This is a genomic window from Niveispirillum sp. FG156, from assembly GCF_057809555.1.
Map to the genome: position 1 here is coordinate 225,587 of NZ_JBMDKE010000001.1, position 24,803 is coordinate 250,389.

At 62.3% G+C, this 24,803-nt stretch carries 21 protein-coding genes; 10 read left to right on the plus strand and 11 right to left on the minus strand.

Features of this window, described 5'->3' with window-relative positions; genetic code table 11:
- Positions 1-52: 52 nt before the first annotated feature.
- Positions 53-1,795 carry a hypothetical protein gene (locus ACODSP_RS01075; RefSeq protein WP_488963781.1) on the plus strand — a complete coding sequence of 581 codons (1,743 nt, stop codon included), beginning with the start codon at positions 53-55 and terminating at the stop codon, positions 1,793-1,795.
- A 134-nt stretch (positions 1,796-1,929) separates the two neighbouring features.
- Here ACODSP_RS01075 and ACODSP_RS01080 read toward each other — a convergent pair whose 3' ends face one another.
- The 3 genes from ACODSP_RS01080 to ACODSP_RS01090 form a co-directional block, all read right to left on the minus strand.
- The gene (locus ACODSP_RS01080; protein WP_488963782.1) at positions 1,930-3,222 is read right to left on the minus strand and encodes an amidohydrolase family protein; all 1,293 of its coding nucleotides are present in this window, start codon (positions 3,220-3,222) and stop codon (positions 1,930-1,932) included.
- A 5-nt stretch (positions 3,223-3,227) separates the two neighbouring features.
- The gene (locus tag ACODSP_RS01085; RefSeq protein WP_488963783.1) at positions 3,228-4,703 is read right to left on the minus strand and encodes an amidohydrolase; all 1,476 of its coding nucleotides are present in this window, start codon (positions 4,701-4,703) and stop codon (positions 3,228-3,230) included.
- Between the two features lie 123 nt (positions 4,704-4,826).
- Positions 4,827-5,492, minus strand: coding sequence for a DsbA family oxidoreductase (locus ACODSP_RS01090; RefSeq protein ID WP_488963784.1), 666 nt, complete (start codon positions 5,490-5,492; stop codon positions 4,827-4,829).
- 122 nt (positions 5,493-5,614) lie between these two features.
- Between ACODSP_RS01090 and ACODSP_RS01095 the strand changes: the two genes are divergently transcribed.
- Positions 5,615-6,349, plus strand: a complete 735-nt coding sequence (locus ACODSP_RS01095) for a hypothetical protein (RefSeq protein ID WP_158659752.1) — start codon at positions 5,615-5,617, stop codon at positions 6,347-6,349.
- A gap of 3 nt (positions 6,350-6,352) precedes the next feature.
- On the opposite strand, the gene ACODSP_RS01100 is transcribed toward ACODSP_RS01095, so the two are convergent.
- The 3 genes from ACODSP_RS01100 to cobS are packed head-to-tail and all read right to left on the minus strand — an operon-like array spanning position 6,353 to position 8,628.
- Entirely contained in the window at positions 6,353-7,027 is a 675-nt protein-coding gene (locus ACODSP_RS01100; RefSeq protein ID WP_488963785.1) for a lipid-binding SYLF domain-containing protein, read from the minus strand.
- Positions 7,028-7,078: 51 nt separating this feature from the next.
- Positions 7,079-7,711 (minus strand): histidine phosphatase family protein, encoded by a 633-nt coding sequence (locus ACODSP_RS01105; protein ID WP_488963786.1) that lies wholly within the window; start codon positions 7,709-7,711, stop codon positions 7,079-7,081.
- Positions 7,708-8,628, minus strand: a complete 921-nt coding sequence (cobS, locus tag ACODSP_RS01110) for an adenosylcobinamide-GDP ribazoletransferase (protein ID WP_488963787.1) — start codon at positions 8,626-8,628, stop codon at positions 7,708-7,710. The genes ACODSP_RS01105 and cobS overlap by 4 nt, the downstream gene beginning before the upstream one ends.
- On the opposite strand from cobS, the gene cobT reads away from it, so the two are divergent.
- The 3 genes from cobT to purD all read left to right on the plus strand — a co-directional run bounded on the left by cobT (position 8,617) and on the right by purD (position 12,369).
- Positions 8,617-9,696 carry a nicotinate-nucleotide--dimethylbenzimidazole phosphoribosyltransferase gene (cobT, locus tag ACODSP_RS01115; protein WP_488963788.1) on the plus strand — a complete coding sequence of 360 codons (1,080 nt, stop codon included), beginning with the start codon at positions 8,617-8,619 and terminating at the stop codon, positions 9,694-9,696. The genes cobS and cobT overlap by 12 nt on opposite strands.
- Positions 9,697-9,888: 192 nt before the next feature.
- Complete coding sequence (locus tag ACODSP_RS01120) at positions 9,889-10,980, plus strand: threonine aldolase family protein (protein WP_488963789.1); 1,092 nt, start codon at positions 9,889-9,891, stop codon at positions 10,978-10,980.
- 93 nt (positions 10,981-11,073) lie between these two features.
- On the plus strand, positions 11,074-12,369 hold the full coding sequence (gene purD / locus ACODSP_RS01125; protein ID WP_488963790.1) for a phosphoribosylamine--glycine ligase: 1,296 nt from the start codon (positions 11,074-11,076) through the stop codon (positions 12,367-12,369).
- Positions 12,370-12,583: 214 nt separating this feature from the next.
- Here the strand turns inward: purD and ACODSP_RS01130 are convergent, their stop codons facing one another.
- On the minus strand, positions 12,584-12,799 hold the full coding sequence (locus tag ACODSP_RS01130) for a 2TM domain-containing protein (RefSeq protein ID WP_488963791.1): 216 nt from the start codon (positions 12,797-12,799) through the stop codon (positions 12,584-12,586).
- Positions 12,800-12,942: 143 nt separating this feature from the next.
- On the opposite strand from ACODSP_RS01130, the gene ACODSP_RS01135 reads away from it, so the two are divergent.
- Positions 12,943-14,265, plus strand: a complete 1,323-nt coding sequence (locus ACODSP_RS01135) for a tetratricopeptide repeat protein (RefSeq protein ID WP_488963792.1) — start codon at positions 12,943-12,945, stop codon at positions 14,263-14,265.
- A 177-nt stretch (positions 14,266-14,442) separates the two neighbouring features.
- Here the strand turns inward: ACODSP_RS01135 and ACODSP_RS01140 are convergent, their stop codons facing one another.
- The 3 genes from ACODSP_RS01140 to ACODSP_RS01150 all read right to left on the minus strand — a co-directional run bounded on the left by ACODSP_RS01140 (position 14,443) and on the right by ACODSP_RS01150 (position 18,121).
- A complete protein-coding gene (locus ACODSP_RS01140; RefSeq protein WP_488963793.1) occupies positions 14,443-15,102 on the minus strand; it encodes a helix-turn-helix domain-containing protein in 660 nt (219 codons plus the stop codon).
- Between the two features lie 574 nt (positions 15,103-15,676).
- Positions 15,677-15,898: a hypothetical protein gene (locus tag ACODSP_RS01145; protein WP_054167240.1), complete on the minus strand. Its 222-nt coding sequence runs from the start codon at positions 15,896-15,898 to the stop codon at positions 15,677-15,679.
- Between the two features lie 99 nt (positions 15,899-15,997).
- Complete coding sequence (locus tag ACODSP_RS01150) at positions 15,998-18,121, minus strand: lytic transglycosylase domain-containing protein (protein ID WP_488963794.1); 2,124 nt, start codon at positions 18,119-18,121, stop codon at positions 15,998-16,000.
- A 24-nt stretch (positions 18,122-18,145) separates the two neighbouring features.
- Between ACODSP_RS01150 and dapA the strand changes: the two genes are divergently transcribed.
- The 3 genes from dapA to ACODSP_RS01165 all read left to right on the plus strand — a co-directional run bounded on the left by dapA (position 18,146) and on the right by ACODSP_RS01165 (position 22,347).
- Positions 18,146-19,018 (plus strand): 4-hydroxy-tetrahydrodipicolinate synthase, encoded by an 873-nt coding sequence (gene dapA, locus ACODSP_RS01155; protein WP_054167242.1) that lies wholly within the window; start codon positions 18,146-18,148, stop codon positions 19,016-19,018.
- 268 nt (positions 19,019-19,286) lie between these two features.
- Positions 19,287-19,760: an SsrA-binding protein SmpB gene (gene smpB / locus ACODSP_RS01160; protein ID WP_054167243.1), complete on the plus strand. Its 474-nt coding sequence runs from the start codon at positions 19,287-19,289 to the stop codon at positions 19,758-19,760.
- Positions 19,761-19,914: 154 nt separating this feature from the next.
- Positions 19,915-22,347, plus strand: coding sequence for a TonB-dependent receptor plug domain-containing protein (locus ACODSP_RS01165; RefSeq protein WP_488963795.1), 2,433 nt, complete (start codon positions 19,915-19,917; stop codon positions 22,345-22,347).
- A gap of 155 nt (positions 22,348-22,502) precedes the next feature.
- Here ACODSP_RS01165 and ACODSP_RS01170 read toward each other — a convergent pair whose 3' ends face one another.
- Complete coding sequence (locus ACODSP_RS01170) at positions 22,503-23,324, minus strand: FkbM family methyltransferase (RefSeq protein ID WP_488963796.1); 822 nt, start codon at positions 23,322-23,324, stop codon at positions 22,503-22,505.
- A 379-nt stretch (positions 23,325-23,703) separates the two neighbouring features.
- Here ACODSP_RS01170 and ACODSP_RS01175 point away from each other — a divergent pair, with 379 nt between their 5' ends.
- Positions 23,704-24,798: an extracellular solute-binding protein gene (locus ACODSP_RS01175; RefSeq protein ID WP_488963797.1), complete on the plus strand. Its 1,095-nt coding sequence runs from the start codon at positions 23,704-23,706 to the stop codon at positions 24,796-24,798.
- Positions 24,799-24,803 lie beyond the last annotated feature (5 nt).

Consider the following 24,803-nt stretch of genomic DNA (forward strand, 5'->3'; position numbering starts at 1 on the left):
ATTTTTCTAAATTTTAATGAATTATTGATTTAAATAGCCGGAGGTTTTTCGAATGATTAAGTCCATCTTAATTGAAAATGTGAGGGGAATAGAAAAGAGGTGTTTTGAGCTTGATATATTAAAAAACAAGCCTTCACTGCTTGTTGCGCCGAATGGTTTTGGTAAGAGTTCGATAGCTGCAGCTTTTTCCTCTTTGCGTACTAAGCGCATGGAGCTTCCAAAAGAACAGTATCATTTGGGCGACGAGTCCTTAGAGCCCAAAATAACTATTGTTGTTAAGAAGGATGGATTTTTAAATTCATATACTGCTGATAGAAGTAAAAATCAAATTTCTGGCACATTTGACGTTCACGTTATTTCAAGTCGCCTGCGTGCAAAAGCCATAAGGCATAATATGGGAAAATTTACAACAGCGACCGCATCGCTAGAAATAAATGATTTTGTTATTGTTCCTACTATTCCCTCTAAAATATATCATAATTACGATGTTAAACTAATGCGGAACCGTTTTGGATCATCAGGTAAAGTATTGCAGAATCTTAATGATACCTTTAGGAATTCCGCTTTAGCAGATGGTTTAATTGAGTGCTATTCAATCATGGACAAGGTTGATGGGGTTCGTATACAAAATGAAATTAATGACATTATCAGTTTAGTTAGTGCGCAAGCTGGTACTAGTGAGCTAATAAGAAATTGGGCTAAAAGTACGTTATCCTCTAGGCTTGAGGCAATATCAGCGGTGCAGGCTGTTGCAAATTTGCTTGAATCAGTTGCAGCCCCAGGCTCGCAACGCATTGATATGTTGTTTTCAGCTGTTCAGGTGATTTTTTTGTATCTTGAAGATAAAAAGCTATTCAAAGATGCCTGTAAATACCTTTCGTATATCAATGAAAAGGAGAGTTTTGAGGATATAATTAAAGCGTTTGGTTCGACATGGAAGAAAATTCGACCCGTTGAGCGGAAGGGGAGCCTTGTTGTTTCCTTTCCTCTGGCTATGCATATATCTAATGGTCAAAGAGACTCGCTTTGCTTCGCTGCTGAGTTGAGAAAAATTGAACGATCTATCTCATCAAGAGATAGTATAATTGTCATTGATGAAGTCTTCGACTATCTCGATGACGCAAATTTAGTCGCAGTGCAATATTACATTACTAGGCTAATTAAGAGGGTTCAATCCAGAGGAAGAGATGTATACCCACTAATATTGACGCACTTAAATCCATATTATTTTAAGAATTTTACTTTTTCAAGTCAAAAAGTATATTTTTTAAAAAAATCAAAACCGTCTGTAAATAAGGATTTTCGGTCCCTTATATTAAAGAGGGATGATGATACTATAAAGCAAAGCGTTGCACGCCACTTTCTCCATTACAGTCCAGTTTCGTGTAATTTGAAGGCTGAATTTAAGTGTTTGGCTCTTAAGGAACGGTGGGGAGAATCTAATGTTTTTCATGCGCACATAAAAGCTGAGTGGCAAAAGTATGTTAGCGAGTCGGATAACTATGATCCATTCGCGGTGTGTTGCTTTGTTAGGGTTAAGATTGAAGAAAAAATATACGAAAAGCTTGAATCTGAATCCAAGAGAATTGAGTTCGTTGAAACAAAGAAAACGAAAGACAAACTAGATTTTGCAGTTGCCAACGGCGTTGAAGTTGATGACACTTTATATCTATTGGGAATTATATATAATGAGGGTCTGCATGTGCGGGATAACGTGGATGATAGCAGTCCAATAGTTTCAAAGCTCGAGAATAGGACTATAAGGCACATGCTAATTGATAGCATTGGGGCGTAGAGTATTTTTGTATGTGTGATTATTTTCTTGAAAGTGATTTGTTTTCACAAGAAAATTTCCTCTTCAGTGTTTAAGATGGTACGAGAACTTAAGCGGGGACACGCCCTCTCGGGCGCGCCCCCCGCCCCCAACCCCTACCTCTTCAAATACCGCTGCTCCAGCGCCCGCGCCCTGGTCTGCAACGATTGCTCGGCCCCATTCACGAACACCTTTTCCGCCAGGACCGTGGGTTCCAGCGGGTCGCCGGCCCACAGGACCAAGTCGGCGGGTTTGCCGACCGCGACCACGCCCGCATCCTTCACCCCGAACAGGGCGGCGGGGCGGCTGGTGATGGCGGCCAGCGCCTTGTCGCGGGGCATACCGTAGGCGACGGCGGTTCCGGCCTCGAACCGTACCTGATTGGCGTAATGGCCGTCGGCGGTGGACGTGATGATGACGTTCACCCCGGCCTTTTCCAACAAGGCGGCGTTTTCCAGGCGCGCGCGCTGTATCTCGAACCGGTTGGGGATGTTGGTGGTGGGCTTCACGATGACGGGCACGCCCGCCGCCGCGATCTCCCCAGCCACGATCCAGCCTTCCTCGGCCCCCAGCAGGACCAGTTTCAGCTTTTCTTCGCGGGCCAGACGCAGGGCCAGGCGGATGTCGGCGGCGCGGGAGACGGCCAGGAACAGGGGCGCCTCGCCACGGGCGACTGGCAACAGGGCCTCCAGATCGGCGCGCGACAGGCTGTAATCGCGCGTCCCGCCCTGGTTAAAGGCGGCCTTGTTGGCGGCGTAGTGGCGGGCGTCGTCCAGCGCCTCCTTCAGGATGGCGACGGACAGGCTGCGGCTGCCACCGGCGTTCTTGGCGGCGGCTTCGCCCAGCGGCAGGGCCACGCCGATCCGGCTGCGCACCACGATGTCGGGGGCGGCACCGGTATGGATGATGGCCGGCTGTCCATGGAACAACGGCTCGTCCGCATGGCCGGCGGTATCCGCCTCATGCGCGTGCGCCCCGTCGCCAAAGGCGGCGGCGGGCATGATCACGGCGCGGGTGACACCACCCAGACGCGCCAGCGGCAGCAGGCTGCTGGCCGGATTGACGGCGTAGGACGGGTCATAGGCGACGGCGAAGTCCTTGTTCTCGGCCTTGCTGTCATTGGTCTGTTCAACGGCACTCACCTCCTCGATCCCGATATCGCTGCTGGATACGAACAGGCCGGAGGTGACGGTCTTGCCGGTGCCGTCGATCAAAGTGGCCCCGGCGGGCACGGCGGCCCCGGCACCAGCGGCGGTGACGATGCCGTTCTGGATGACAATGGTGGCACCGGGCAGGGAGGCACCGGTGGCGGTGACCAGGGTCGCGCCCTGGATGGCAATGGTCTGCGCGCTGGCCGCCGCCGTCAGGGCCAGGGCGAAGGTGCTGCTCAACAGGGCTTTCTTCATCATGTTCATCACTTCACCCCCGCCTTGAAGATGTCGGCCCCGGACTGCCCCAGCTCAAAATCGGAGCGGGGTTCGGCGGGCGGATGGGCGCGGTCATGCATCAGCACGCCGTCAATATAGACCAGATCGGCCAGGGTATAGATGGAGAAGGGGTTGCCGTTCCAGACCACCACATCGGCCATCTTGCCGGGTTCCAGGGTGCCGGTCTTGTCCAGCACGCCAATGGCCTTGGCGGGATTGGCGGTGATCCAGGCGATCGCCTCCTCATCCTTGATGTCCAGGCCCAGATAACGACCCTCGGCCAGGGCCTGGGCGCTTTCCTTGTTCAGGTGCTGGATCAGCGTCTCGTCATCGGAATGGATGACGGCGCAGGCCCCGGCGGCATGGACCATGGCGGCATTGGCCGGCACGCCATCATAGCTTTCCATCTTGAAGCCCCACCAATGGGCCCAGGTGGCGACGCAGGTATCGCCGGCCTTTAACAGGTCGGGGATCTTGTACGCCTCCGTCGCGTGGTGGAAAGCCTTGATGGAATAGCCGAATTCCTTGGCGATATCGAGCATCACCGACATTTCATCGGCGCGGTAGCAATGGTTCTGCACCAGGATGTCACCGCGCAGGACGCCGGCCAGCGTATCCAGCTGCAGGTCGCGCTTGGGCGGATCGCCGGCCCCTTTCTCGTCGCCCTTCTTCTGCTTTTCGTAATAGGCATCCCATTTGCGGCGATAATCGGCGGCCTCGATCCAGGCCTTGCGGTAGCCGGCGACATTCGACATGCGGCTGGCGGGCGCGCGGCCCTTGCTGCCATAGACGCGCTTGGGGTTTTCACCACAGGCCATTTTCAGGCCATAGGGCGCGCCGGGGAACTTCATCTCCTGCACATTGCGGGCAGGCACATTCTTCAAGGTGACGCTGCGCCCACCGAACAGGTTGGCGGAACCGGGCAGGATCTGAAGCGTGGTGACGCCGCCGCGAAGTGCCCGTTCAAAGCCGGGGTCCTGCGGCCAGACGGAATGTTCGGCCCAGACCTGGGCCGTGTTGGGGTCCGTCGCGTCATTGCCATCGGAATGGGCCTGCACCGCCGGGGCGGCATAGACACCCAGGTGGGAATGCATGTCGATCACGCCGGGCGTGATATAGCGGCCCGTGGCGTCCACGATGGTGGCCCCGGCGGGCACGGGCAGGGCGGCGCCCACCGCCTCGATCTTGCCATCGCGCAGGATGACTGTACCGTTCTCGATGCGCTGGCCCGTACCGGTCAGCACGGTGGCCCCGGTCAGGGCCACCAGACCGCTGGCCGCCGGCTTATACCGGCTGGGGAAGGGGTCGCGGTTGGCGGCGGGGTCCAGGCCCTGTGCCAGCCCCGCCTTGTCGTCGCCCTTGTTCTTGTCCTTGGATTGGTTGGCCGCCTGTCCCGTGGCACATCCAGCCAGCACCAAGGCCAGCCCCGCCACCATCCAGCGACCGGTCCGCGACCGCGCCATTGCCCCCACTCCATTGTTGCCATTGAAACAATGGGGGTGAGTGTGGGGATGGTTCGCCTGTCAAGTCAACGGCTTGGGGTGTAACGGGATTGTAACGGAATGTGTTGGTCTGTGGCGGCGCGCTCATCCCACCAGCGCATCGCGTGCCAGATCCAGCATGGGCAGGAAGGCGGTGTGCTCCTGTGCCCCGGCCAGCGCGTAGCGGCGGTCGAAAATATAGCAGGGCACGGCCTGTACACCCAGCTGCCGGGCCGTGGTGTCGGCCCCCTTGATGGCGGCGCGGTCGGCCTCTCCATCCAGATAATCGCGCGTCTCGTCGGCGTCCAACCCCTGTTCCACGGCGATGGAGACCAGCGTGTCCAGATCCCCGATATCCAGCCCGCGCTGAAAATGCGCGGCGAACAGGGCCATGGCGACCGGCGTGGCCTTGGCCCAGCGTTCGGCAAAGCGGATCAGGCGGTGGGCCTGCAATGTGCTGGGGATGCGGCGGATCAGGTCCTGGCGCAGCATCAGACCCTCCCTGGCCGCCGCCTGTTCGACAACGGCATGCATCTGCCGCACCCGTTCCGGACCGCCGAATTTCACCGTGAAATAGAGGTTGCGGTCCATGCCCTCCGCCGGCAGGTCGGGGTTCAGCTGAAACGGCATCCAGCGCAGGTCAACGCGCACGCCCGGCCGTTCGGCCAGCGCCCGGTCCAGCCGTACCTTGCCCAGGAAACACCAGGGACAGATCAGGTCCGAATAAATCTCGATCAGCATGTCCGCCCCGATGCCCCCCTGCCACACCATTACCATAACCCGAAATGACGGGGCGGGCGAGGGGGCGGCACCGCGCAAGAACCGTTGCGCCGTCAACCGCACGGGTCCATGCTGTTAAAAATTTGTGACGGTCCGATGGGTGGGGACCCAGGATGACAAAAATACTGACCGCACCGCAATTGGCATCCGCGTTTGTCGGCCACGCCACGCTGCTGCTTGCCGTCAACCTGACCCATGATCTCGACCCCGTGCTGGCAGGTTTCCTGTCGCATGAGGTGCCGACGGCGGATGAATTGCTGGATGATCAGGTGCTGATCGGGCAGGTGATCCGCGCGCCGCGCGGCGATATGCGCCTGGAACGCACGCTGGCCTGGCTGGAACAGGTCTGGTTCAATCTGGCCGACCGGTCGGCGGTGCATCCCCTGGTCTGTCAGGAACTGGACGTGCGCCGCCATTCGCCGGTGATCTTCGATCTGGATGAGGGCCTGATCCGGGCCGCCAACCTGCTGGACCTTCTGGTCCGGCAATGTGCAGGTTTGAAGGATATGTCGGCCCTGGCCGGCATCCTGTCGCTGCTGCGCCAGTGGCAGGGGGACCGGCGACGCGAAACCCTGCTGGAACTGGAGCGGCGGTGCCTGCCGGCGCTGGAGGGGGATGATGGCACGCCCGCCGCAGAGCAGGTGCGGCGCATCCGCTTCCTGGCCATGGAAGGTGCGTTGCCGGCGGATGAGTATCTGGGCCTGCATTTCGATCCGCAGGCGCTGCCCGACTGGGATATGGCCGAACTGACCCGCCTGATCCGCACCCGCTACCCGCTGCTGCGCCGGTCGGACGTGGAGGCCATGGTCGCCGCCCGCACCCCGGTGGCGCGGGCGGCGGTGGCGTAGTTTTTACTGTGCGCTCAATGCCGTGGCCAGGGCCTGCGCCTCGGGCCGGTAGAAATGCCGGTCCACCAGGATGGCGCGGGGCTCGGTCTTCTGACCATAGAACTTGTCGTTGAACTCATTGCGCGGGGCGATCACCGATCCTTCGATCGCCATGCCGCCGAACAGGCCGCTGGTCTTGGCATAGACATAGATATCCGCCGACAGGCCGACACCGTAGGAGGCACCGACGCCGGTGCCCAGCTCACCGATGGCGACATTGGCGTCGGCACCCAGCTTCACCTTGCGGTCGATCACGGCGTCCAGACCCTTCTGGGTCATGATCACCATCATCATTTCCGACGCCTGCCCGCCGAATTGCAGGCCGAAGCTGGCCTCTGCCAACGTGTAGAAGGCGGGTCCGCTCCACGCCCCATCATCGCCGCGCGCCACCATCACGCCGGTGCCGCCGCCGCCGCCCACGAAGAAACCGGCCTGGATGACATTGGGCAGGATCAGGACGGCGCGCGCCCGGCCCACCAGGGTCTTCAGGTCCTTATATTGCGGATCGGTCAGCAGGGTCAGCGCCGTGACCCGCGCCCGCTCCACCATCAATTCGGGTTCCGTCAGGGCCTGGGCCGGACGCACCAGGGCGGACACCGCCAGGGTCAGGCCGAACAAGGCCATCACGAAACGCTTCATTTCTCCGCTCCCTTATCTCGCGAACATGATCTCAATGCCCGCAATGCCTAATCAAAGCAAGCGGCCCTGACATGGCGGAATATTGGCACCGATAAGGCGCCATTGCCCGTCGCCATCGCCCAGGGCCAGATGGTCCATCCGGAACAGGTGCCAATGATCAACCGCCACCGACAGCACCCCCGCCGGTGGCAGGCCCAGCGCCAGCGCCAGGGCGGCGCGGATGGGGCCGGCATGGCCGACCATCACAATGTCGCGTCCGCGATGGGGCTGCGTTTCCCGCATCACCGCTGCGTTTACCCGCTGACATAGATCCGCGAAGCTCTCCCCGCCCGGCGGGGCGTTGCCGGCCGGGTCCTGCCAGAAGCGCTCGGCCATTTCCCGCTCGCTGTCCCAGATTTCGGCATGGGTGCGACCGTGCCATGATCCGAAATCCTGTTCGGTCAGGTCGGGCACGCAAAGGGTGGGCTGATCGGGCGTCAATGCCGCCGCTGATCGGATGCTGCGCGACAGGGGTGTGGTCAGCCAGATGGCATTGTCAGGCAACCAGGATCGCGCGCCGTAAATCATTCCGGTATCGGAAAGATCGGCATCTGCATCCATTTGTCCCGCAATGGTGCCCGGCGGCAGCAACAGGGGTGCATGGCGCACCCACCACCAGCGGGTGACAGCACCATCAACACTCATGTCGAAGCCGGAATGACGGCGGCCAGGGCCAGAAGGAAGCCGATTTCGGCCATTTGCTGCCCGGCACCCAGCACGTCACCGGTGACACCGCCGATCTGCCTTTTCGACAGCCGTGCAACGCCCCAAACGGCGGCGGCGGATATGGCCATGACCGACAGGCTGATCATGCCGGACGCCAGATGCAGCTTGTTCAGCGCGGTTGCGGCGAGCGTGAAGCCGATCAGCAGGGCGACCAGGGCGCGGGCGCTGTCGGGCCGGCCCTGGTCCGCCGAGACACCTTTCAGGCGCGCATCGGGCAGGGCCAGCTTCACCAGTGGCAGCAGACCGCGTGAAAAGGCATGCGCGCCGATCAAGGCCAGCGCCACCGTACGCGGGTCTGCCAGGGTAGACAGCACGCCGACACGGGCGAGCACCACCAGGATCAGGGCCATGGAACCATAGGTACCCACCCGGCTGTCCTTCATGATGGACAGCTTGGCTTCCTTGTCCCGCCCGCCGCCGAATCCATCGGCGACATCGGCCAGCCCATCCTCATGCAAGGCGCCGGTCAGCCAGGTCAGGGCCGCAACAGTGACGATGGCGGCCAGCAGCGGCGCCAGACCTGCGAAAGTCAGCGCCCAGTACAGCACACCGCCCGCCACACCGATCAGGCATCCCACGATGGGGAACCAGGAAAGGGCACGGCGGTTCAGGTCGTCCGGCCAGTCGCCCTTCCAGCGCAGGGGCAGGCGGGTCAGAAAGATGGTGGCCGCCATGAATTCCGCGAGCGGTTGGGGCCTGTGCTGCTTTGTTGCATCGCTCATGACATCGGTATAGGCCAGTGTGGCTTTCACCGCCAGCACCGTTCCGGCACCCGCGCAGGGGGCCAGACGGTAACCATGATACAATCGCTTCAGGAACGTCCCATGTCCGGCCATCACGACCATTCCCATCACCACCACGATGATGAAGGCCTGCCCAGCCTGGAGGAAATCCGCCGCGTGCTGGCCGACCTGCCGGGGCCTGACCTGGAGGCGGCGACGGCGGCAATGCAGCGTGAACAGAGCCTGCTGAAGCCGCCCGGCGCGCTGGGCCGGCTGGAGGAGCTGGTGCAGTGGCTGGCCACCTGGCAGGGCAAGGCGCCGCCGGAACTGACCCACCCGCGCATCGTGATCTTCGCCGGCGCCCATGGCGTGGCACAGCGCGGCGTTTCGGCCTATCCGCCCGCCGTGACGGGGCAGATGGTGCAGGCCTTCATCAATGGCCATGCCGCCATCAACCAACTGGCCGAACTGCACGATGCCGACCTGCGCGTGCATGAGATGGACCTGGACCATCCGACGGCGGACTTCACGGCTGGCCCGGCGATGAGCGAGGAAATCTGCGCCCGCGCCGCCGCCTATGGCATGATGGCCATTGAGCCGGGCCTGCATCTGCTGTGCCTGGGCGAAATGGGCATCGGCAACACCACGTCGGCCGCCGCATTGTGCGCGGCGCTGTTCGGCGGGGCCGCGTCCGACTGGGTCGGCCCCGGTACGGGCGTGGACAGCGAAGGCATCAAGCGCAAGATCGCGGCGGTGGAGGCGGGGCTGGCCGCCAATCCGTCCGCCCTGACCGATCCGTTTGAGGCGCTGCGCTGCCTGGGCGGGCAGGAACTGGCCGCCATCATGGGCGCCATCATCGCCTGCCGTCTGGCCCGTGTGCCGGTGGTTCTGGACGGTTTCGCCTGCACCGCCGCCGCCGCCGTCCTGTACAAGGCCGACCCCAAGGCACTGGACCATTGCATCGTGGCCCACCGCAGCGCCGAACCCGGCCATGCCCGCCTGCTGACCGCCATCAACAAGCGCCCGCTGTTCGAATTCGACATGCGCCTGGGTGAGGCGTCGGGCGCGGCGCTCACCATCCCCGTCCTGCGCTCTGCCCTTGCCTGCCACCTGAACATGGCGACCTTTGCCGAGGCCGGGGTCAGCGGCAAAGGGGACAAGCCGGCGGGGTCAGTGCATTGATCCCGCTGCCCACCATCCCCCTCTCCGTCATCCCGGCGTAAGCCGGGACCCAGGGGCCAAGCGCCCGACCTGTCGGCAGCTTTGATCGACGCTGCGTTGAGGTTGGCGCTTGTGGCCCCTGGGTCCCGACTTACGTCGGGAAGACGAAATGGATGGTGTCAGTGGATATTGATCGACCAGCAGGAAGCCCCCATGACCTCCATCATCATCGACCGCGCCTTGCGTGCCAGTTGCCAGACTTTCCTGCACGGGCATGGGCCGATCACGCCGCGTGTGTGGATGGAACGGCTGCTGTCCATGCCGGAGATTAATCTGGCGGGCGATGAATATAATGCCGGCCCCGGCATCGACCTGCTGCAGGGGCAGGTGGCGGAATTGCTGGGCAAACCGTCCGCCCTGTTCTTTCACAAGGCGGTGGTGGGACAGCAGGCGGTTCTGTTCGCGCATCGTGAACGCACGGGCCGGCGGCTGGTCGCCGTTCATCCCAAGAGCCATATTGCGGTGGACGAGTCGGACGCGGTGGAGCGGCTATCCGATATCAGGCTGGTGCGGATCGGGCCGGATGACGCGCCCTTTACGCTGGCTGACCTTCAGGGGGTGAAGGAACCGCTGGCTGCCGTGGTGGTGGAACTGCCGCTGCGCAATGCCGGGTTCCGGGCGCCGTCCTGGGACGAGCTGGTCGCCATGTCCGCCTGGTGCCGGGAGCAGGGGATCGCGTTGCACCTGGACGGCGCGCGCCTGTGGGAGACGCAACCCTTTTATGGACGGTCACTGGCGGAGATCGCGGCCCTGGCCGACAGTACCTATGTCAGCCTGTATAAGGGGCTGGGCGCGCCGGGTGGGGCGTTGATCGCGGGCGAGGCGGCGTTTCTGGATACGCTGAAACCCTGGCGGTCGCGCATGGGTGGCAATCTTTATACGGCGTTCCCTTATGTGCTGGGCGGGCTGTACGGGTTGCGCCATTTCCTGCCGCGCATGGGCGATTATCATGCCCATGCCGTCGCCCTGGCTGAGGCGCTGTCCACCCGTGACGCCCCCTGGGCCGCCGACCGGGTGATGTGCAATTCCTTCCGGCTGGTCTGGCCGGTGGCGGCACCGGCCCTGGCGAACGCACTGGAACGCGCGGCGCGGGAGGAAGGCATCTGGTGCTTCGGGCGCGTCATCCCCCTGCCGGTACGGGGTCATTGCTGCACGGAGATGGTGGTGGGCGACGCGACAATGGCGCACGACCCGGCCGCCATTGCCGACCGCTTCGCCCAACTGCTGGCCGTCGCACGCGGCTGAACGCATTGGCGCCATCCCACACCGCCGGGTGACCCGCCCCCCAACCCATGCTAAGCAACCGCCGCCAAACGGCAGCAGCAGGGGGATAGAGCCATGAAGATTCTGGTCGTGGGTTCCGGTGGTCGCGAGCATGCGCTGTGCTGGGCCATCAAGCGCTCCCCCCTGTGCGACGCCCTCTACTGTGCCCCCGGCAATGCCGGGATCAAGGACGTGGCGACCTTGGTGCCGCTGTCGGCCAATGACGTGGCCGGCATCACCGCCTTTGCCACCGCCGAAGGTATCGACTTCGCCGTTGTCGGGCCGGAGGAACCGCTGGTCCTGGGTCTGGCCGATGCGCTGCGCGCCGCCGGTATCCCCACCTTCGGCCCGTCGCAGGAAGCCGCCGCCCTGGAAGGGTCCAAGGGCTTCATGAAGGATGCCGTGGCCCGCTTCGGCGTGCCCACCGCCGCCTATGGCCGCTTCACCGATATGGGTGCCGCCAAGGAATTCGTGGCCCGGCACGGTGCCCCCATCGTGGTGAAGACCGACGGTCTGGCCGCCGGCAAGGGTGTCACCATCTGCCAAAGCGTGGATGAGGCCTATGCCGCCATCGAGGAAGCCATGGTCGGTCGCCGCTTTGGCGATGCCGGGGCCGAACTTGTGATCGAGGAATTCCTGGATGGGGAGGAAGCCAGCTTCTTCGCCATCTGCGACGGGACCAATGCCGTGGCCCTGGCCGGCGCGCAGGATCACAAGCGCGCCTATGACGGTGACCAGGGCCCCAATACCGGCGGCATGGGCACCTATAGCCCCGCCCCCGTCCTGACGCCCGCCATCGAGGCGCGGATCATGGAAGAGATGATCCTGCCGACCGTGCGCGGCATGGCGGAAGAGGGCAAGCCCTTCATCGGCGTGCTGTTCGCCGGCATCATGGTGGTGAACGGGCCGGATGGGCAGCCGGTGCCCAAGCTGCTGGAATATAATGTCCGCTTCGGTGACCCGGAATGCCAGGTGCTGATGCGCCGCCTGAAATCCGATCTGGTGCCGCTGCTGCTGTCGGCAGCGCAGGGCGACGTGTCGGGCCAGGTGCCGGAATGGCATGACGAGGCAGCCCTTTGCGTTGTCATGGCCGCCGAGGGCTATCCGGGCGACTATGTGAAGGGTACGCGCATCGGCAATCTGCCGGCGGCGGGGCAGGTCGATGGGGTGGAGATTTTCCATGCCGGCACCAAAGAAGGGGCCGATGGTGCCATCCTGGCCAATGGCGGTCGCGTCCTGGGCATCACCGCCATCGCCCCGCGCGTGGCCGATGCCCGCGCCAAGGCCTATGAGGCGGTGGACCGCATCGACTGGAAGGAAGGTTTCTGCCGCCGCGACATCGCCTGGCGCGCCATGGCGCGGGGGCTTTAGGGTCTGTTGAGATTCAGAAACCCACCATATGAGCTAATAACCCATTGAAATTCATAAATTGCCTCCCCGGCGAAGGCCGGGGCCCAGGGGCCTCATGCTTCAACTTTTCCACCTGTCTCGCCAGCCACCAGCACTGACGTCGGGCGTGTGGCCCCTTGGCCCGGCCTTCGCCGGGGAGGCAGATTTTCTCAGTACAGGTGATTCTCGACAAACCCTACCCCTTCCGGTCGAACATGCCCATGGCATAGGCGGTGTGCAGGGCCAGCGGCCCCATCCAACCGACCAGCGGCCAGAAGAACCAGATCCTGTCCGGAGTGATGAAGAAATTCACCGGCACGATGATGACGGCGCAGAAGAAATAGGCCAGCAGGTGGTTCAGCAACTGGCTGCGCCGCTTCTTCACGGTCGGATGCGTGTCGGGAAGGGGCATCTCGGGGGCTTTCCGTAACGGGTCATTGGATTGCCGCGCAGAATAACGCCAATGCCGTGGGATGCCAGTGCCGATCATGGTTGATCGGCTGGCTTCCCCTGGGCCACAATCGCCCATATCCCCTTGATCCAAAAGCAGCCGCCATGGACCTCAACCGCATCTTCGCCCAGGCCGTCTCCCGCCAGAATGATGGAAGCTGGGCAGAGGCCGAGAAACTATACCGGCAGATCGACAAGCTGCGCCCCGGCATGGCGCCGGTTTCCTGGAATCTAGGGCTTGTCCTGAAGGCGCAGGAGAAATGGGCCGAAGCCCTGACGGCCTTTGAGAAGGCGGGAAAGGCCGATCCGAGTTTTCGGGGTCTGAACTTCAATATCGGTTTGTGCCACCAGAAACTGGGTCGCATGGATGAGGCGCGGGTTTCCTTTGAGAAATCCGTGGCGATCGAGCCAGATGACCCGGTTGGCCGCTTCAATCTGGCAGCCGCCCATCGTGAGCAGGAGAAGCTGGAAGAGGCGTTGGAGCAGGTGGGCCAGGCCCTGGCCCTGAAGCCCGACTTTGTCGAGGCGCAGCTTCTGCAATCCAAGCTGCGCACCCGGATGCTGCCGCTTTGGCACGTGCCCATGGTCAATGACGCGCCCCGCAACGATGCCTATGAGGCGGCGATCAAGGCGCAGGTGAAGCCGGGGGATCTGGTGCTGGAGATCGGCACCGGATCCGGCCTGCTGGCCATGATGGCGGCACGGGCCGGTGCGCAGGTGGTCAGTTGCGAGGCGGTTCCCTGGATCGCGGAGACGGCGCGGGCGGTGATCGCCGCCAACGGCCTGTCGGACAGGATCACCGTGGTGAACACCCTGTCCACGGCGCTGCAGGTCGGCGGTGTGCTGCCACGCCCGGCAGACGTTCTTTTGTCGGAGATCGTGGCCAGCGACTTCCTGTCCGAACGGATCATCCCGGCGGTGGCCGATGCGCGTGCCCGCCTGTTGAAGCCCGATGCCCGCATCCTGCCGGCACGCGGCGGCGTGCGCTGCGCCTTGGCGGGGGGCGCCTTACTGGAAATGCATCTGTTCACGGGGCCGACCAGCGGCTTCGACCTGTCGGCCTTCAACCGGCTCTATCCCCGGTCCGTGCGTTATGACGCAAGACTGGTGCAGCCGGTGGCGCTGTCCGTCGCCGCTGATCCGTTCACGTTTGATTTTACGGGTGGGGCGATTCCCGCGTCGGAACAGGTTCGCTTCATTCTGCCCGCCAATACCGAGGGCCGCTGTGCGGCTCTGGCGCAGTGGGTCTGGCTGGATTTCGGCGATGGCGTCACATTCGAGAACAGCCCGTTTGTCGACAGCCCGGCCAGCGGCTGGCAACCAGGATTCTATCTGCCGGATCGCCCGTTCGATGTGAAGCGGGGGCAGGGGATCACCATTGATGCGCTGCATGACAGCTTCAATGTCTGGATGTCGTTTCATCCCTGATCGATAACGGTATCCGTTTGGGAAACAGTCTGAAGGCGGCGAAGTTTGTTGCACCGACTTACAACAAAACCGGTCTGGTTTTATTGTAAGTATCCATCATGGGTTTTATTGGGATTAGTTCCAAGAAAAAGGCCCCGGCGACATGGTCACCGGGGCCTTGAACGGCACTGCGAAGGTTCAGTCGCCTTCGCCTTCGCTATAATCGCGGATATCAGCCGGGTCCCAGATTGCGCCGCGGCGGCGGCGGCCACCAGCCGCAGCAGCGGCGGGATCATCGGGGGTTTTCGGCTGACGCTTGCTGCCGGGCACGGGGCCACGGCGGCGCGGTGCCTCAATAGCGGGCGCCGGGCTCGTCGTCTCGGCGGGGGCCGTATATTGACGGTTTGCGGCGGCTGCGGCGGCGGCTTCCTCGTCATATCCAGCGTTCGGGGATACCGCGCGCAGAAGCGAACCGACGGCATCCGCAACTTCTTCCGGTGCCGACTTCCAGGCGCGCAGCAGGTCGAGTTCGCGGCGGGACAGGATGGGGGAGGAGCCTTCAGCCGTCGCGGCAAAGCTCTCCGGCGGGCGACGCATATCGGGAACGTCCAGCCCGTCGAAGAAGAATGTCAGCGGAACATCCAGAATATCGGCAAGCCGATAAAGCTTGCCAACCGAGACGCGATTTGAACCACGCTCGTATTTCTGAACCTGCTGAAAAGTAATGCCCAGGGCCTTTGCAAGGTCGGACTGGCTCATGCCTAAGAGGCCGCGACGAAGTCTTATACGGCCAGCAACATGGTTCTCGATCACTGTCTCAAGGGCAGCAACCGCTGCGTTTTTGCTCCGTCTCGGCATAGAACTCTATTGCCCCCTATTCCGCGTTCCTGTGAAACACCTGGCCACGCGAACTGTTCCGTGGCGGCAGGCAATCACTGTTCTTTGCATCTTCCCGACACCGGGGCGGCGTGGCGCCCCCGACGTCACAAACTGCAATCAGGCTTCCGTTGGTGGTCAGACCAAAAACCGCTTACGCAAGTATGCGGCCCAAAGTGCCGTCATGCTATGGTATGGCAATATCAGCGATTTCGTCCCGACTGTCCATCACTTGTATGTTTGTGGCATACATAGGTGAATCTGATGGATCAGTTAGGGGCAGCAAAACCGCGACGCCTCACAAATCCTACAGGATAAACCTCCCTTCGGTTGTTCTGGACTGGCAATTGAGCAACTAATCGCCGCAATACATCCAACGCGAACTGCCAGGGCGGGGGCTTCGAGGCCCTTGCGGGTATTGAACGACAATTATACTACCACATCTGTGCCGTTTGTCGATAAACCAACTTCGCGAATCCGGAGATTAAACCGATTTGCCGCATCCTGGTCTCGATACCGAATTTCCGTGATGAAAATCCGGAATCTGTGGATACAGTCAAGCGGCATTTTCAATATTGCTGACCAGAAGTGTGGCGGCCATGCCGTAGACCTGCCGTTCGCTGCGCAGGACACCCAGCCATTCACGCAGGCTTTCGGTCACGAAAGTCCCGTGTTCCTTCGCAATCTCCGCCTCTGTCTCGGTGATCAACCGGTCGAGCAGACGGGCATGGACCAGGGCGGCCTCGCGGATATGCTGGGTAATCGGCTGGGCCGGCATTATAAGGCTCCGGACGGCGGGAATGATGGCAAAGCTGTGACCATCATCGCCCGCCGCCCGGCTTTTGGCGCGCGGAAATAGGGATTAGTCCCTTCGTGATCAGCCGTTGGTGGCAGCGCCGCGTTCCAGGTCCAGGGTCATGCGCATGGACGGATGCCCCAAACGGGCCCGGTACAGATGCACATTTTCCAGAACACGCTGAACGTAGTTCCGAGTCTCATAGATCGGCATGGTTTCGATCCAGTCGATCACATCGACTCCGGTCCCGCGCGGATCGCCATAATCACGTACCCAGCCCGCAACCCGCCCCGGCCCGGCATTATAGGCGGCGATGGCCAGGACATAGGAACCGCCGAACCGGTCGATCATGTCGGCCAGATAGGTGGAGCCTGTCTCCACATTATAGCGGGGGTCGGCGGTCAGGCGATTGGCCGTGCTGCTGGTCTTCGGCTGCTGCTTGGCCGGTGGCTTCTTCGCCTTGGCGTCCTGCTTGCCGTTCTTGGCTGTCTTGGCCGTCTTGGATGGGGTGGCCGCGGGTTTCGCGGGGGCCGGGGCGCGGTTCACGCCTGCTGCCGTGGTCGGCATCACCTGCATCAGGCCGCGTGCGCCGGCGGAGCTGACGGCATCCGCCACGAAATTACTCTCCTGGCGGATGATGCCGTGGATCAGGGCCGCTTCCGGTCGGGCCGGCGGCTTCATGTCCAGCAGCGGGAAGCCGGCATGGCGCAGCACGAAACCATCCTGCCACGCCGCACGCGAGGTTGTGACAGCCAGATCCTTGCGTTTCAGTGCCACGGCCAGTTCACCCACCATCCGGTATTCCTCACCCGTCTTGGCGTCCAGCGACATTTTGCGGATGAACAGGGTGGTGCGGTCGCTGTCGGCCCCTTCGATCCGGGCCAGCAGCCGGGTGACGCGCACCATTTCCCGCTTGTCAAAGGCCCGGCGCTGTTCGTCCGTCGGCTCCGGTTCCACCGGCAGGGCACTGCCGGGCGGGCGTTCCAGATGGTCGGCGGCCAGCAGGCCATAGAAGGTGCCGCCATAGGTGGTGGCCGTGTCATACCATGTGGCGGCGCGTTCCTTGTCGCCCATCGCGTCCAGCGCACGGCCCGCCCAATAGGCACCGCGGGAGCGGCTGACGGGGGAGCTGGTGCCCCGGAACAAGGCCTCGAAATGCTTCAGCGCCTGATCGGGCTGGTTCAGCTTGCGCAGGGCCAGCCAGCCGGCCAGGAATTCCGCCTGCGCGAAACCCAGCCCATCCCTGGTGGCGTGGCCGGACACCAGCTCATAGGCGCGGGCATACTGCTCCTTCTCCATCAACCGGCGGGCCAGGATATGGCGTTCCACCCACCAGTCGGCGGCATGGGCCTGTTCTTCTGCCGGCTTGGAGGCCAGCACCTCCATGGCGCCGTCATCCATATCCTTGCGGCGGCGCCAGCGTGTGCGGTCATATTGAAGGCCGGGGTCGTTCTGCAGGCTGGCCGGAACCCGGCGCAGGGCGCCATCGACACCCGGCGATTGCGCCGCCATGGCAATGCGCGCGTCTGCCACGGCCTGACGGCCTGGATCGACTAGCGGCATGACGCGCCGCGCCTCGTCGATCCTGTCGGCCCAGATCAGTTGGTCCAGGCGCGCCGCATGATCGGCGGGGCGCAGCAGGCCGACATAGCGCTGGCGGTAATCCCGCTCCTCCTGCGCACCGAAACTGCCATTGATATAGCGGTCGCGGATCAGCTCGATGGCCTTGTCCGACGAACCCGTCTCCATCAGTGCATCGGCATAACGCCCCAGCCCCACCAGCGTCAGCGGCGGGTTCTTCTCAAACCATTCGCGGACCTGCGCGTACGGCATGTCCGAGGGCATCTTCGCTTCGGCATTGCGGCGCAGAGCGGCCTGGTTGGGCCAGTCGGGATGGCGCTTCATGAAGCCGGTGATGGCGTCCCAGCTGGCATCGGTCCCGCCCTGGGTCAGGGTCATCCACAAGATCAGGTTGGAGGCCTGATCGTCCGGCGCGCGGCGGACGAGGCGCTGTGCCTCGTCCATTTTGCCCTGGTCGGCGGCGCGCAGGGCCTGCTTGTAAATGCCAACATCGCTGGTCGTACCGGCGGCCCGTGCCAATCCGGCACCGCCAAGCCCGATACCCAGGCAGAGCAGCATCGCCGCCAGGGCACGGCCTGTCGCCTTGTTTCGGGGATTGCGGCTGTTTAAGGTTCGCGCCTTCATTCGTTCTGACCGGAGTGTCTTGCCATGTTCAAGGGTTCCATCGTCGCACTGATTACGCCGTTCCGTGAGGGGAAGGTGGATGCGGTCGCGTTCAAGGACTTTGTGGATTGGCAGATCAAACAGGGGACCCACGGCGTGGTTCCCGTGGGTACGACCGGCGAATCGCCGACGCTCAGCCATGAGGAACATCGTCTGGTCGTCTCCCTGACCGTTGAGGTGGCGAAGGGCCGCGTGCCCGTGATCGCCGGCACCGGTTCCAATTCGACCGAAGAGGCCATCGCGCTCACCCGTCACGCCAAGGAGGCCGGTGCCGATGCCGCCCTGGTGGTCACACCTTATTACAACAAGCCGTCGCAGGAAGGTCTTTATCAGCATTACAAGGCCATCCATGACGCTGTCGATCTGCCCATCATCATCTACAACATCCCCGGCCGCAGCGTCATCGACATGTCTGTCGCAACCATGGCGCGGCTGGCGAAGTTGCCCAACATCGTGGGTGTGAAGGACGCGACGGCCGATCTGGCCCGTCCGCTTCGCACCCGCGTCGAAATCGGGCCCGACTTCTGCCAGCTTTCGGGCGAGGATGCCACCGTTACCGGCTTCCTGGCCCAGGGTGGGGTGGGTTGCATCTCCGTCACGGCCAATGTGGCGCCTGCGCTCTGCTCGCAGTTGCATGAGGCGTGGCAGCGCGGCGATCTGGTCGAAATGGCCCGTATCCGCGACATCCTGCTGCCGCTGCATCAGGCGATGTTCGTGGAGACCAGCCCGGCCCCGGTGAAGTACGCCGCCAGCCTGCTGGGCAAGGCCACCCCGGATGTCCGCCTGCCGCTGGTGCCGTGCAGTGCGGAAGGCCGGACAGTGGTCGAGGCCGCGATGCGCAAATCCGGTCTGATCTGAGCGGGGGGCGCTTCCGCCCTCACCCTCCCGGACGCTGACGCGTCCGGGCCCCTCCCTCTCCCGCCAGGCGGGCGAGGGGCGGAATATGGTGTTGGACTTATTGTTTCGCCCCTCGCCCACGAACGTGGGAGAGGGAGGGGCCCATTGGCGCCAGCCAATGGGAGGGTGAGGGGGCAACCCTTCCTAAACCCAACTCCATTGAACTTGATCGAACCTGCCCCCATAACAGGGGGCACGTTTTGTTTTTACGGATCGGATTGTTCCAGCGATGGCGAACAACGCGCCCGAGCGCAAATTGGCGGCACAGAACCGCCGGGCCCGCTTCGATTACTTTATCGAGGATACGGTGGAGGCCGGCATCATGCTGACCGGCACTGAGGTGAAGTCCCTGCGTGGCGGCAAGGCCTCCATCCTGGAAGCCTATGCCGGTGAGATCGGGGGCGAGCTGTTCCTGGTCAATTCCTATATCCCGGAATATGGCCAGGCCGGCGCCTGGCTGCAGCATGACCCCAAGCGTCCGCGCAAGCTGCTGGTCCGAAAGCGCGAACTGGTGAAGATGCTGGCTGCCATCGCCCGCCAGGGCATGACCCTGGTGCCCATGTCGGTCTATTTCAACGACCGCGGCAAGGCCAAGGTCGAGATCGGTGTCGCCAAGGGCAAGAACAAGGGCGACAAGCGCGACACCGAGAAGGAACGTGATTGGCAGCGCGACAAGGCCCGCCTGATGCGGGCGCGCGGTTAGCGAACGCTTCCTGCGCCTATTGCGTCACACCAGTGCAATATTAACAGTCGGGTAACCATCCTCACCTTCCCAAGTGCCCGGGAAACGATATCGTTCCTGGGTGCTCGGTCGTTCCACATGGGGCGGCGACTGAAGATAGTCGGGAGAAGAACACATGGGGAAGCAGTGGCTTAAGGTTGGTACGGCATTGGCCGGGTTCCTGACCGTGGCGGGGGGCGCCCAGGCTCAGCAGCCCGCCGGCGATGTCGAAGAAATCGTGGTGACGGGTACGCGCCGTGCCGACCGCACCTTGGCGGAATCGCCGGTGCCGGTGGACGTGATTTCGGCGGGCGAACTGGAACGGTCGGGCCTGGGTGAGGTCAACAAGGTCCTGAACGCCCTTGTCCCCTCCTTCAACTTCCCGCAACCGACCATCACCGACGGTACCGACCATATCCGTCCGGCCACGCTGCGCGGTCTGTCGCCCGACCACACGCTGGTCCTGATCAATGGCAAGCGGCGGCACAATACGGCGTTGCTGAACCTGAACGGTTCCGTCGGGCGCGGCTCCACGGGTGCCGACCTGAATGCCATTCCCGCATCGGCCATCCGCCGGGTTGAGGTGCTGCGCGATGGGGCGGCGGCGCAGTACGGGTCGGACGCCATCGCGGGCGTGATCAACATCATCCTGAAGGACAATAATTCCGGCGGCTCGGCCTTCGGCTCCTATGGCCAGACCTATGAGGGCGATGGCGATATCTATCACTTCGCCTCCAATGCCGGCGTCACCATTGGCAATGGCGGCTATCTGAACCTGACCGCCGAATATCGCGACCGCGCCCATACCAACCGTCAGGCTGCCGATATCCGCCAGCAGTACAACAATCTTGCCGGTGGTGCCGCCGACCCGCGTGAGGCGACGATCAACCGTACCGACAATTTCTGGTACGGCGACAGCGACGTCACCGACTATAATGTCGTCTATAATCTGGGCCTGCCGCTGGGCGGGGCCGAACTCTACTCCTTCGGCAATTATAACAAGCGCGAGGGCAAAGCCGGGGCCACCTGGCGGCGTCCGCGCGACCCCAACAATGTCCGGTCCATCTATCCCGACGGGTTCCTGCCCTTCATCACGTCCGACATCGACGATATGTCGGTGGCCGTGGGTGTGAAGGGCGATGCCGGCGAAACCCGCTATGATATTTCTGGCACCTATGGCCGCAACGACTTCCCGTTCAGTGTGGAAAACACCCTGAACGCTACCTATGGCACCAACAGCCGCCGCAGCTTCTATGCCGGTGATCTGCTCTATACCCAGGGTGTGATCAATGCCGACGCGTCGCGCGATGTCGATATCGGCCTGCCATCCTCGCTCAGCGTCTCCGCCGGTCTGGAATACCGCACCGAAGGCTATGAGCTGGGGGCAGGGGATGAGGATAGCTGGAAGGATGGCGGTGTGAAGGTGCTGGATGGCGGTTCCACCAGCGCCATCGGCAGCCAGCCGGCCCCCGGCGCCCAGGGCTTCCCTGGCTTCCGGCCCAGCGATGAGGTCGATGTCGACCGCCACAGCTATGCGGCCTATCTCGACATGGAAACCAAGCTGTCCGACGCGCTGCTGGTCAGTGTGGCGGGCCGTGTCGAACATTATTCCGACTTCGGCTGGACCGGGTCGGGCAAGTTCGCCTTCAAGTATGATGTAACGGATGCGTTCGGTCTGCGTGGTGCGGTGTCCAACGGCTTCCGCGCGCCTTCCTTGCAGCAGAGCTACTTCTCCTCCACCGCCACCAACTTCATCGGTGGTGTGCCGTTCGAGATTCGCACCTTCCGCGTCAATGATCCGGCGGCCAGGGCGTTGGGTGCCGAAGATCTGAAGCCGGAAAAGTCGATCAATTACAGCCTGGGCTTCACCTCCAACCCGTTTGAAGGGGCCAGCCTGACGGTCGACGCCTATCAGATCCGTATCGATGACCGTATCGTCCTGTCGGAGAACCTGACGGGCACGGCGGTGCAGAATTTCCTGACGGCACGCGGCTTTGCCGGCGTGACCGGCGGGCGTTTCTTCACCAACGCCATCGATACCCGCACGCGCGGCGTCGATATCGTCGGCACCTATCGCGCCGATCTTGACACGGCCGGCACCCTGAACCTGACGGCGGGCGTCAATTTCAACGATACCAAGACGTTGAACGTGAAGCCCAACCCGTCCACGCTGAGCACGGTCGGCCTGCAACTGACCCGCTTCTCCCGCGTGGAGGAAGGGCGGTTCGAGGAGGCCCAGCCGGACAACAAGATCAACCTGTCCGCCAGCTGGCAGTATGAAGACCTCAATCTGACCCTGCGTGGCACGCGTTATGGCAAGTTCACCTCGCGCAATGCCAGCGCCGCGCTGGATCAGACCTTCGGGCCTGAATGGGTGGTCGATCTCGATGTCGGGTATGACTTGACGGAGAATTTGTCGATCTCCGCCGGTGTGAACAACCTGTTCGACAATTACACCGATCTGGTCATTCCGGGCGCCAACCCGAACGGCTTTGCCCAGTATTCCAACTTCTCGCCGTTCGGTTTCAACGGCGGCTTCTACTATGCCAAGGTCAAGGTGACCTGGTAACGGCGCGCGCCCCCATCTGGACATTGTGACCGGATGGGGGCGAATTGCCTCGTAGCGCGGATTAGTGAAGCGTAATCCGCGGATATCCGGTCACCATTGGCCCGCGGATTACGGCTTCGCCTAATCCGCGCTACGATTGACGGTCACGTTCAGGTTTACCGTTCAAACAACCAATTCATCTTGCTGTTGCCGAAGGCCCGGTAGCCCGCCGCCTTGAACCGGCCCAGAAGGTCGCCGGCCCAGCTTTCCTGCGACCGTTCGATGATGATCACGCGCGGCCACAGATCCTCATGCGCCTGATCGAAGAAGGGCAGCAGGGCCTTATCCTCCGCCCCCTCGATATCGATCTTCAGCATGTCGATGCGGGTGATCCCCGTCTCCGCCAGCACATCGACCAGGGGACGCACGCGCACGGGCGTGGATTTGCCGCCATGATCGCGGACCAGGGAGGAGCCACCCAGGTTGCTGTCATCCAGATAGAGCCCCATCACCCCTTCCTCCGCCCCGATGGCGCAATCGGCATGGGTGATGGCGGCGTCGGTGCGGTTCAGGCCCAGGTTGAAGCGCAGGCGCCGCGCGGCCTCCGGCCCCGGCTCCACCGCCAGGATGCGCCCGGCGGGCCCCAGGAAACGCGCGGCGTTCAGGGTATAGAGCCCGACATTGGCCCCGATATCGACAAAGGTGCCATCGCGCGGCAGGCGCGTGGCCAGCAGTTCCATCTCTTCGGGGTCGAAGAATTGCGGCATGAACAGGAACTTGCGTTCCCCAACATTGTCGCCGGGATGGAGACGCAGATGGATGCCGCGCACCGCCACATCGAATACCGGGCCTTGCAGGATCATCGCCACCTTGCGCAGCCAGAGCGCTAGACGCCGGCCCGCCGGTGTGACGGGCAATCCCTGGCACAGGTCGGTCAGCAGCCGGGGCAAGGTGCCGGGGGCGTGGGTGCCGAAGGGCGGCTCCTGTACATTGCGCAAAACATGACCTCCAGCCAGCGGAAACTGCCCCCTGAAAGGGCATCGGCGGCACGCTTATAGCAAATCTCGGTGAGTTTAACTCATCGGGATTTGGTTCGGCGGCGACTGCCGCCGCGCGCCACGTGGCGCGCGCCCTAGCCGCCGGATGGCGGCGCTGGCGATTGAAGCCCAGTGATCGGTTCCGATCACTGGGAACGGGTATTATCCCATAAGGTATAGGATGTCGCATCCCCTTACGACACAAGGCAAATCCATCGTCATTGACAAGGCACCGGCGCCTATGTGCAATGCCCGCTGTCCAGGGTGCTGCGGGCAGCGGCACCCACCTACCGGGGCGGTCCCGTGCCAAGCGGGCGTCCGATCTGATTGGGGGTCCTTGATGAAGCTGAAGCACGTGATCGGCGCCATCGGCATGGTTGCCGCCATCGCCGTCGGCCATACGGCCATGGCCCAGGAAAAGAAGGTCAACATCTATAACTGGGCCGATTATATCGGCGAGACCACGCTGGACGACTTCACCAAGGCGACCGGGGTCAAGACGCAGTATGACGTCTTTACCGATCTGGAAACCCTGGAATCGAAGCTGCTGGTCGGTAATTCCGGTTACGATGTGGCCGTGCCGTCGGCGGAACCGACGATGCGCAAGCTGATCCAGGCCAAGGCCATCCAGAAGCTGGACAAGTCCAAGATCCCCAATCTGAAGAATGTCGATCCGGCCCTGATGAAGCTGGTCGAATCGACCGACCCCGGCAATGAATATGGCATCATCTATCAGTGGGGCACCATCGGCATCGGCTATAATGTCGAAAAGGTGAAGCAGGTGCTGCCCGGCGTGAATGTCGATAGCTGGGATTTCATCTTCAATCCGGAAAACGCCAAGAAGCTGGCCGCTTGTGGCATCGTCTTCCTGGACAGCCAGACCGACATCCTGCCGTCGGTGTTCAAGGCCAAGGGCCTGGACCCGAATTCCGAAAGTGCTGACGACACCAAGGCGGTGGAAGCGGCCATGCTGGCCATCCGCCCCTATATCAAGACCTTCGTGCCGTCGGTGATCGATCCGCTGGCCACCGGTGACGCCTGTGTCGCCGTCGGTTATTCGGGCGATGTGTTCCAGGCCAAGGCCCGCGCCGCAGAGGCCAAGGCCAAGTTCACCATCGCCTATGCCATCCCCAAGGAAGGCGCCCAGGTCTGGTTCGACATGATGACGATCCCGGCGGGCGCCAATGTCGCCAGCGCCAGCGCCTTCATCAATTATGTGCTGGAGCCGAAGGCCATGGCCGGCATCTCCGACTTCGTGGCCTATGCCAATGCCGTCCCGGCTTCCTGGCCGCTGATGGATCAGGAGATTGCCAAGAACCCGGCCATCTTCCCGCCCAAGGATGTGATGGCCAAGTTCTTCACCGTGAAGCAGATCAACCAGAAGGCGGAGCGTGAACGCACCCGCGCCTGGACCAAGATCAAGACGGGCCGTTGATCGCA

Coding starts and splice junctions, on each gene's coding strand:
- ACODSP_RS01105 (WP_488963786.1), bottom strand. CDS start 7,711: ATGAGTGTTGATGGTGCTGTCACCCGCTGGTGGTGGGTGCGCCATGCA.
- ACODSP_RS01165 (WP_488963795.1), top strand. CDS start 19,915: ATGGGGAAGCAGTGGCTTAAGGTTGGTACGGCATTGGCCGGGTTCCTG.
- cobS (WP_488963787.1), bottom strand. CDS start 8,628: ATGGCCGGACATGGGACGTTCCTGAAGCGATTGTATCATGGTTACCGT.
- purD (WP_488963790.1), top strand. CDS start 11,074: ATGAAGATTCTGGTCGTGGGTTCCGGTGGTCGCGAGCATGCGCTGTGC.
- ACODSP_RS01120 (WP_488963789.1), top strand. CDS start 9,889: ATGACCTCCATCATCATCGACCGCGCCTTGCGTGCCAGTTGCCAGACT.
- ACODSP_RS01140 (WP_488963793.1), bottom strand. CDS start 15,102: ATGCCGAGACGGAGCAAAAACGCAGCGGTTGCTGCCCTTGAGACAGTG.
- ACODSP_RS01130 (WP_488963791.1), bottom strand. CDS start 12,799: ATGCCCCTTCCCGACACGCATCCGACCGTGAAGAAGCGGCGCAGCCAG.
- ACODSP_RS01080 (WP_488963782.1), bottom strand. CDS start 3,222: ATGATGAAGAAAGCCCTGTTGAGCAGCACCTTCGCCCTGGCCCTGACG.
- dapA (WP_054167242.1), top strand. CDS start 18,146: ATGTTCAAGGGTTCCATCGTCGCACTGATTACGCCGTTCCGTGAGGGG.
- ACODSP_RS01090 (WP_488963784.1), bottom strand. CDS start 5,492: ATGGTGTGGCAGGGGGGCATCGGGGCGGACATGCTGATCGAGATTTAT.
- ACODSP_RS01175 (WP_488963797.1), top strand. CDS start 23,704: ATGAAGCTGAAGCACGTGATCGGCGCCATCGGCATGGTTGCCGCCATC.
- ACODSP_RS01085 (WP_488963783.1), bottom strand. CDS start 4,703: ATGGCGCGGTCGCGGACCGGTCGCTGGATGGTGGCGGGGCTGGCCTTG.
- smpB (WP_054167243.1), top strand. CDS start 19,287: ATGGCGAACAACGCGCCCGAGCGCAAATTGGCGGCACAGAACCGCCGG.
- ACODSP_RS01100 (WP_488963785.1), bottom strand. CDS start 7,027: ATGAAGCGTTTCGTGATGGCCTTGTTCGGCCTGACCCTGGCGGTGTCC.
- ACODSP_RS01075 (WP_488963781.1), top strand. CDS start 53: ATGATTAAGTCCATCTTAATTGAAAATGTGAGGGGAATAGAAAAGAGG.
- ACODSP_RS01145 (WP_054167240.1), bottom strand. CDS start 15,898: ATGCCGGCCCAGCCGATTACCCAGCATATCCGCGAGGCCGCCCTGGTC.
- ACODSP_RS01150 (WP_488963794.1), bottom strand. CDS start 18,121: ATGAAGGCGCGAACCTTAAACAGCCGCAATCCCCGAAACAAGGCGACA.
- ACODSP_RS01135 (WP_488963792.1), top strand. CDS start 12,943: ATGGACCTCAACCGCATCTTCGCCCAGGCCGTCTCCCGCCAGAATGAT.
- ACODSP_RS01095 (WP_158659752.1), top strand. CDS start 5,615: ATGACAAAAATACTGACCGCACCGCAATTGGCATCCGCGTTTGTCGGC.
- cobT (WP_488963788.1), top strand. CDS start 8,617: ATGTCCGGCCATCACGACCATTCCCATCACCACCACGATGATGAAGGC.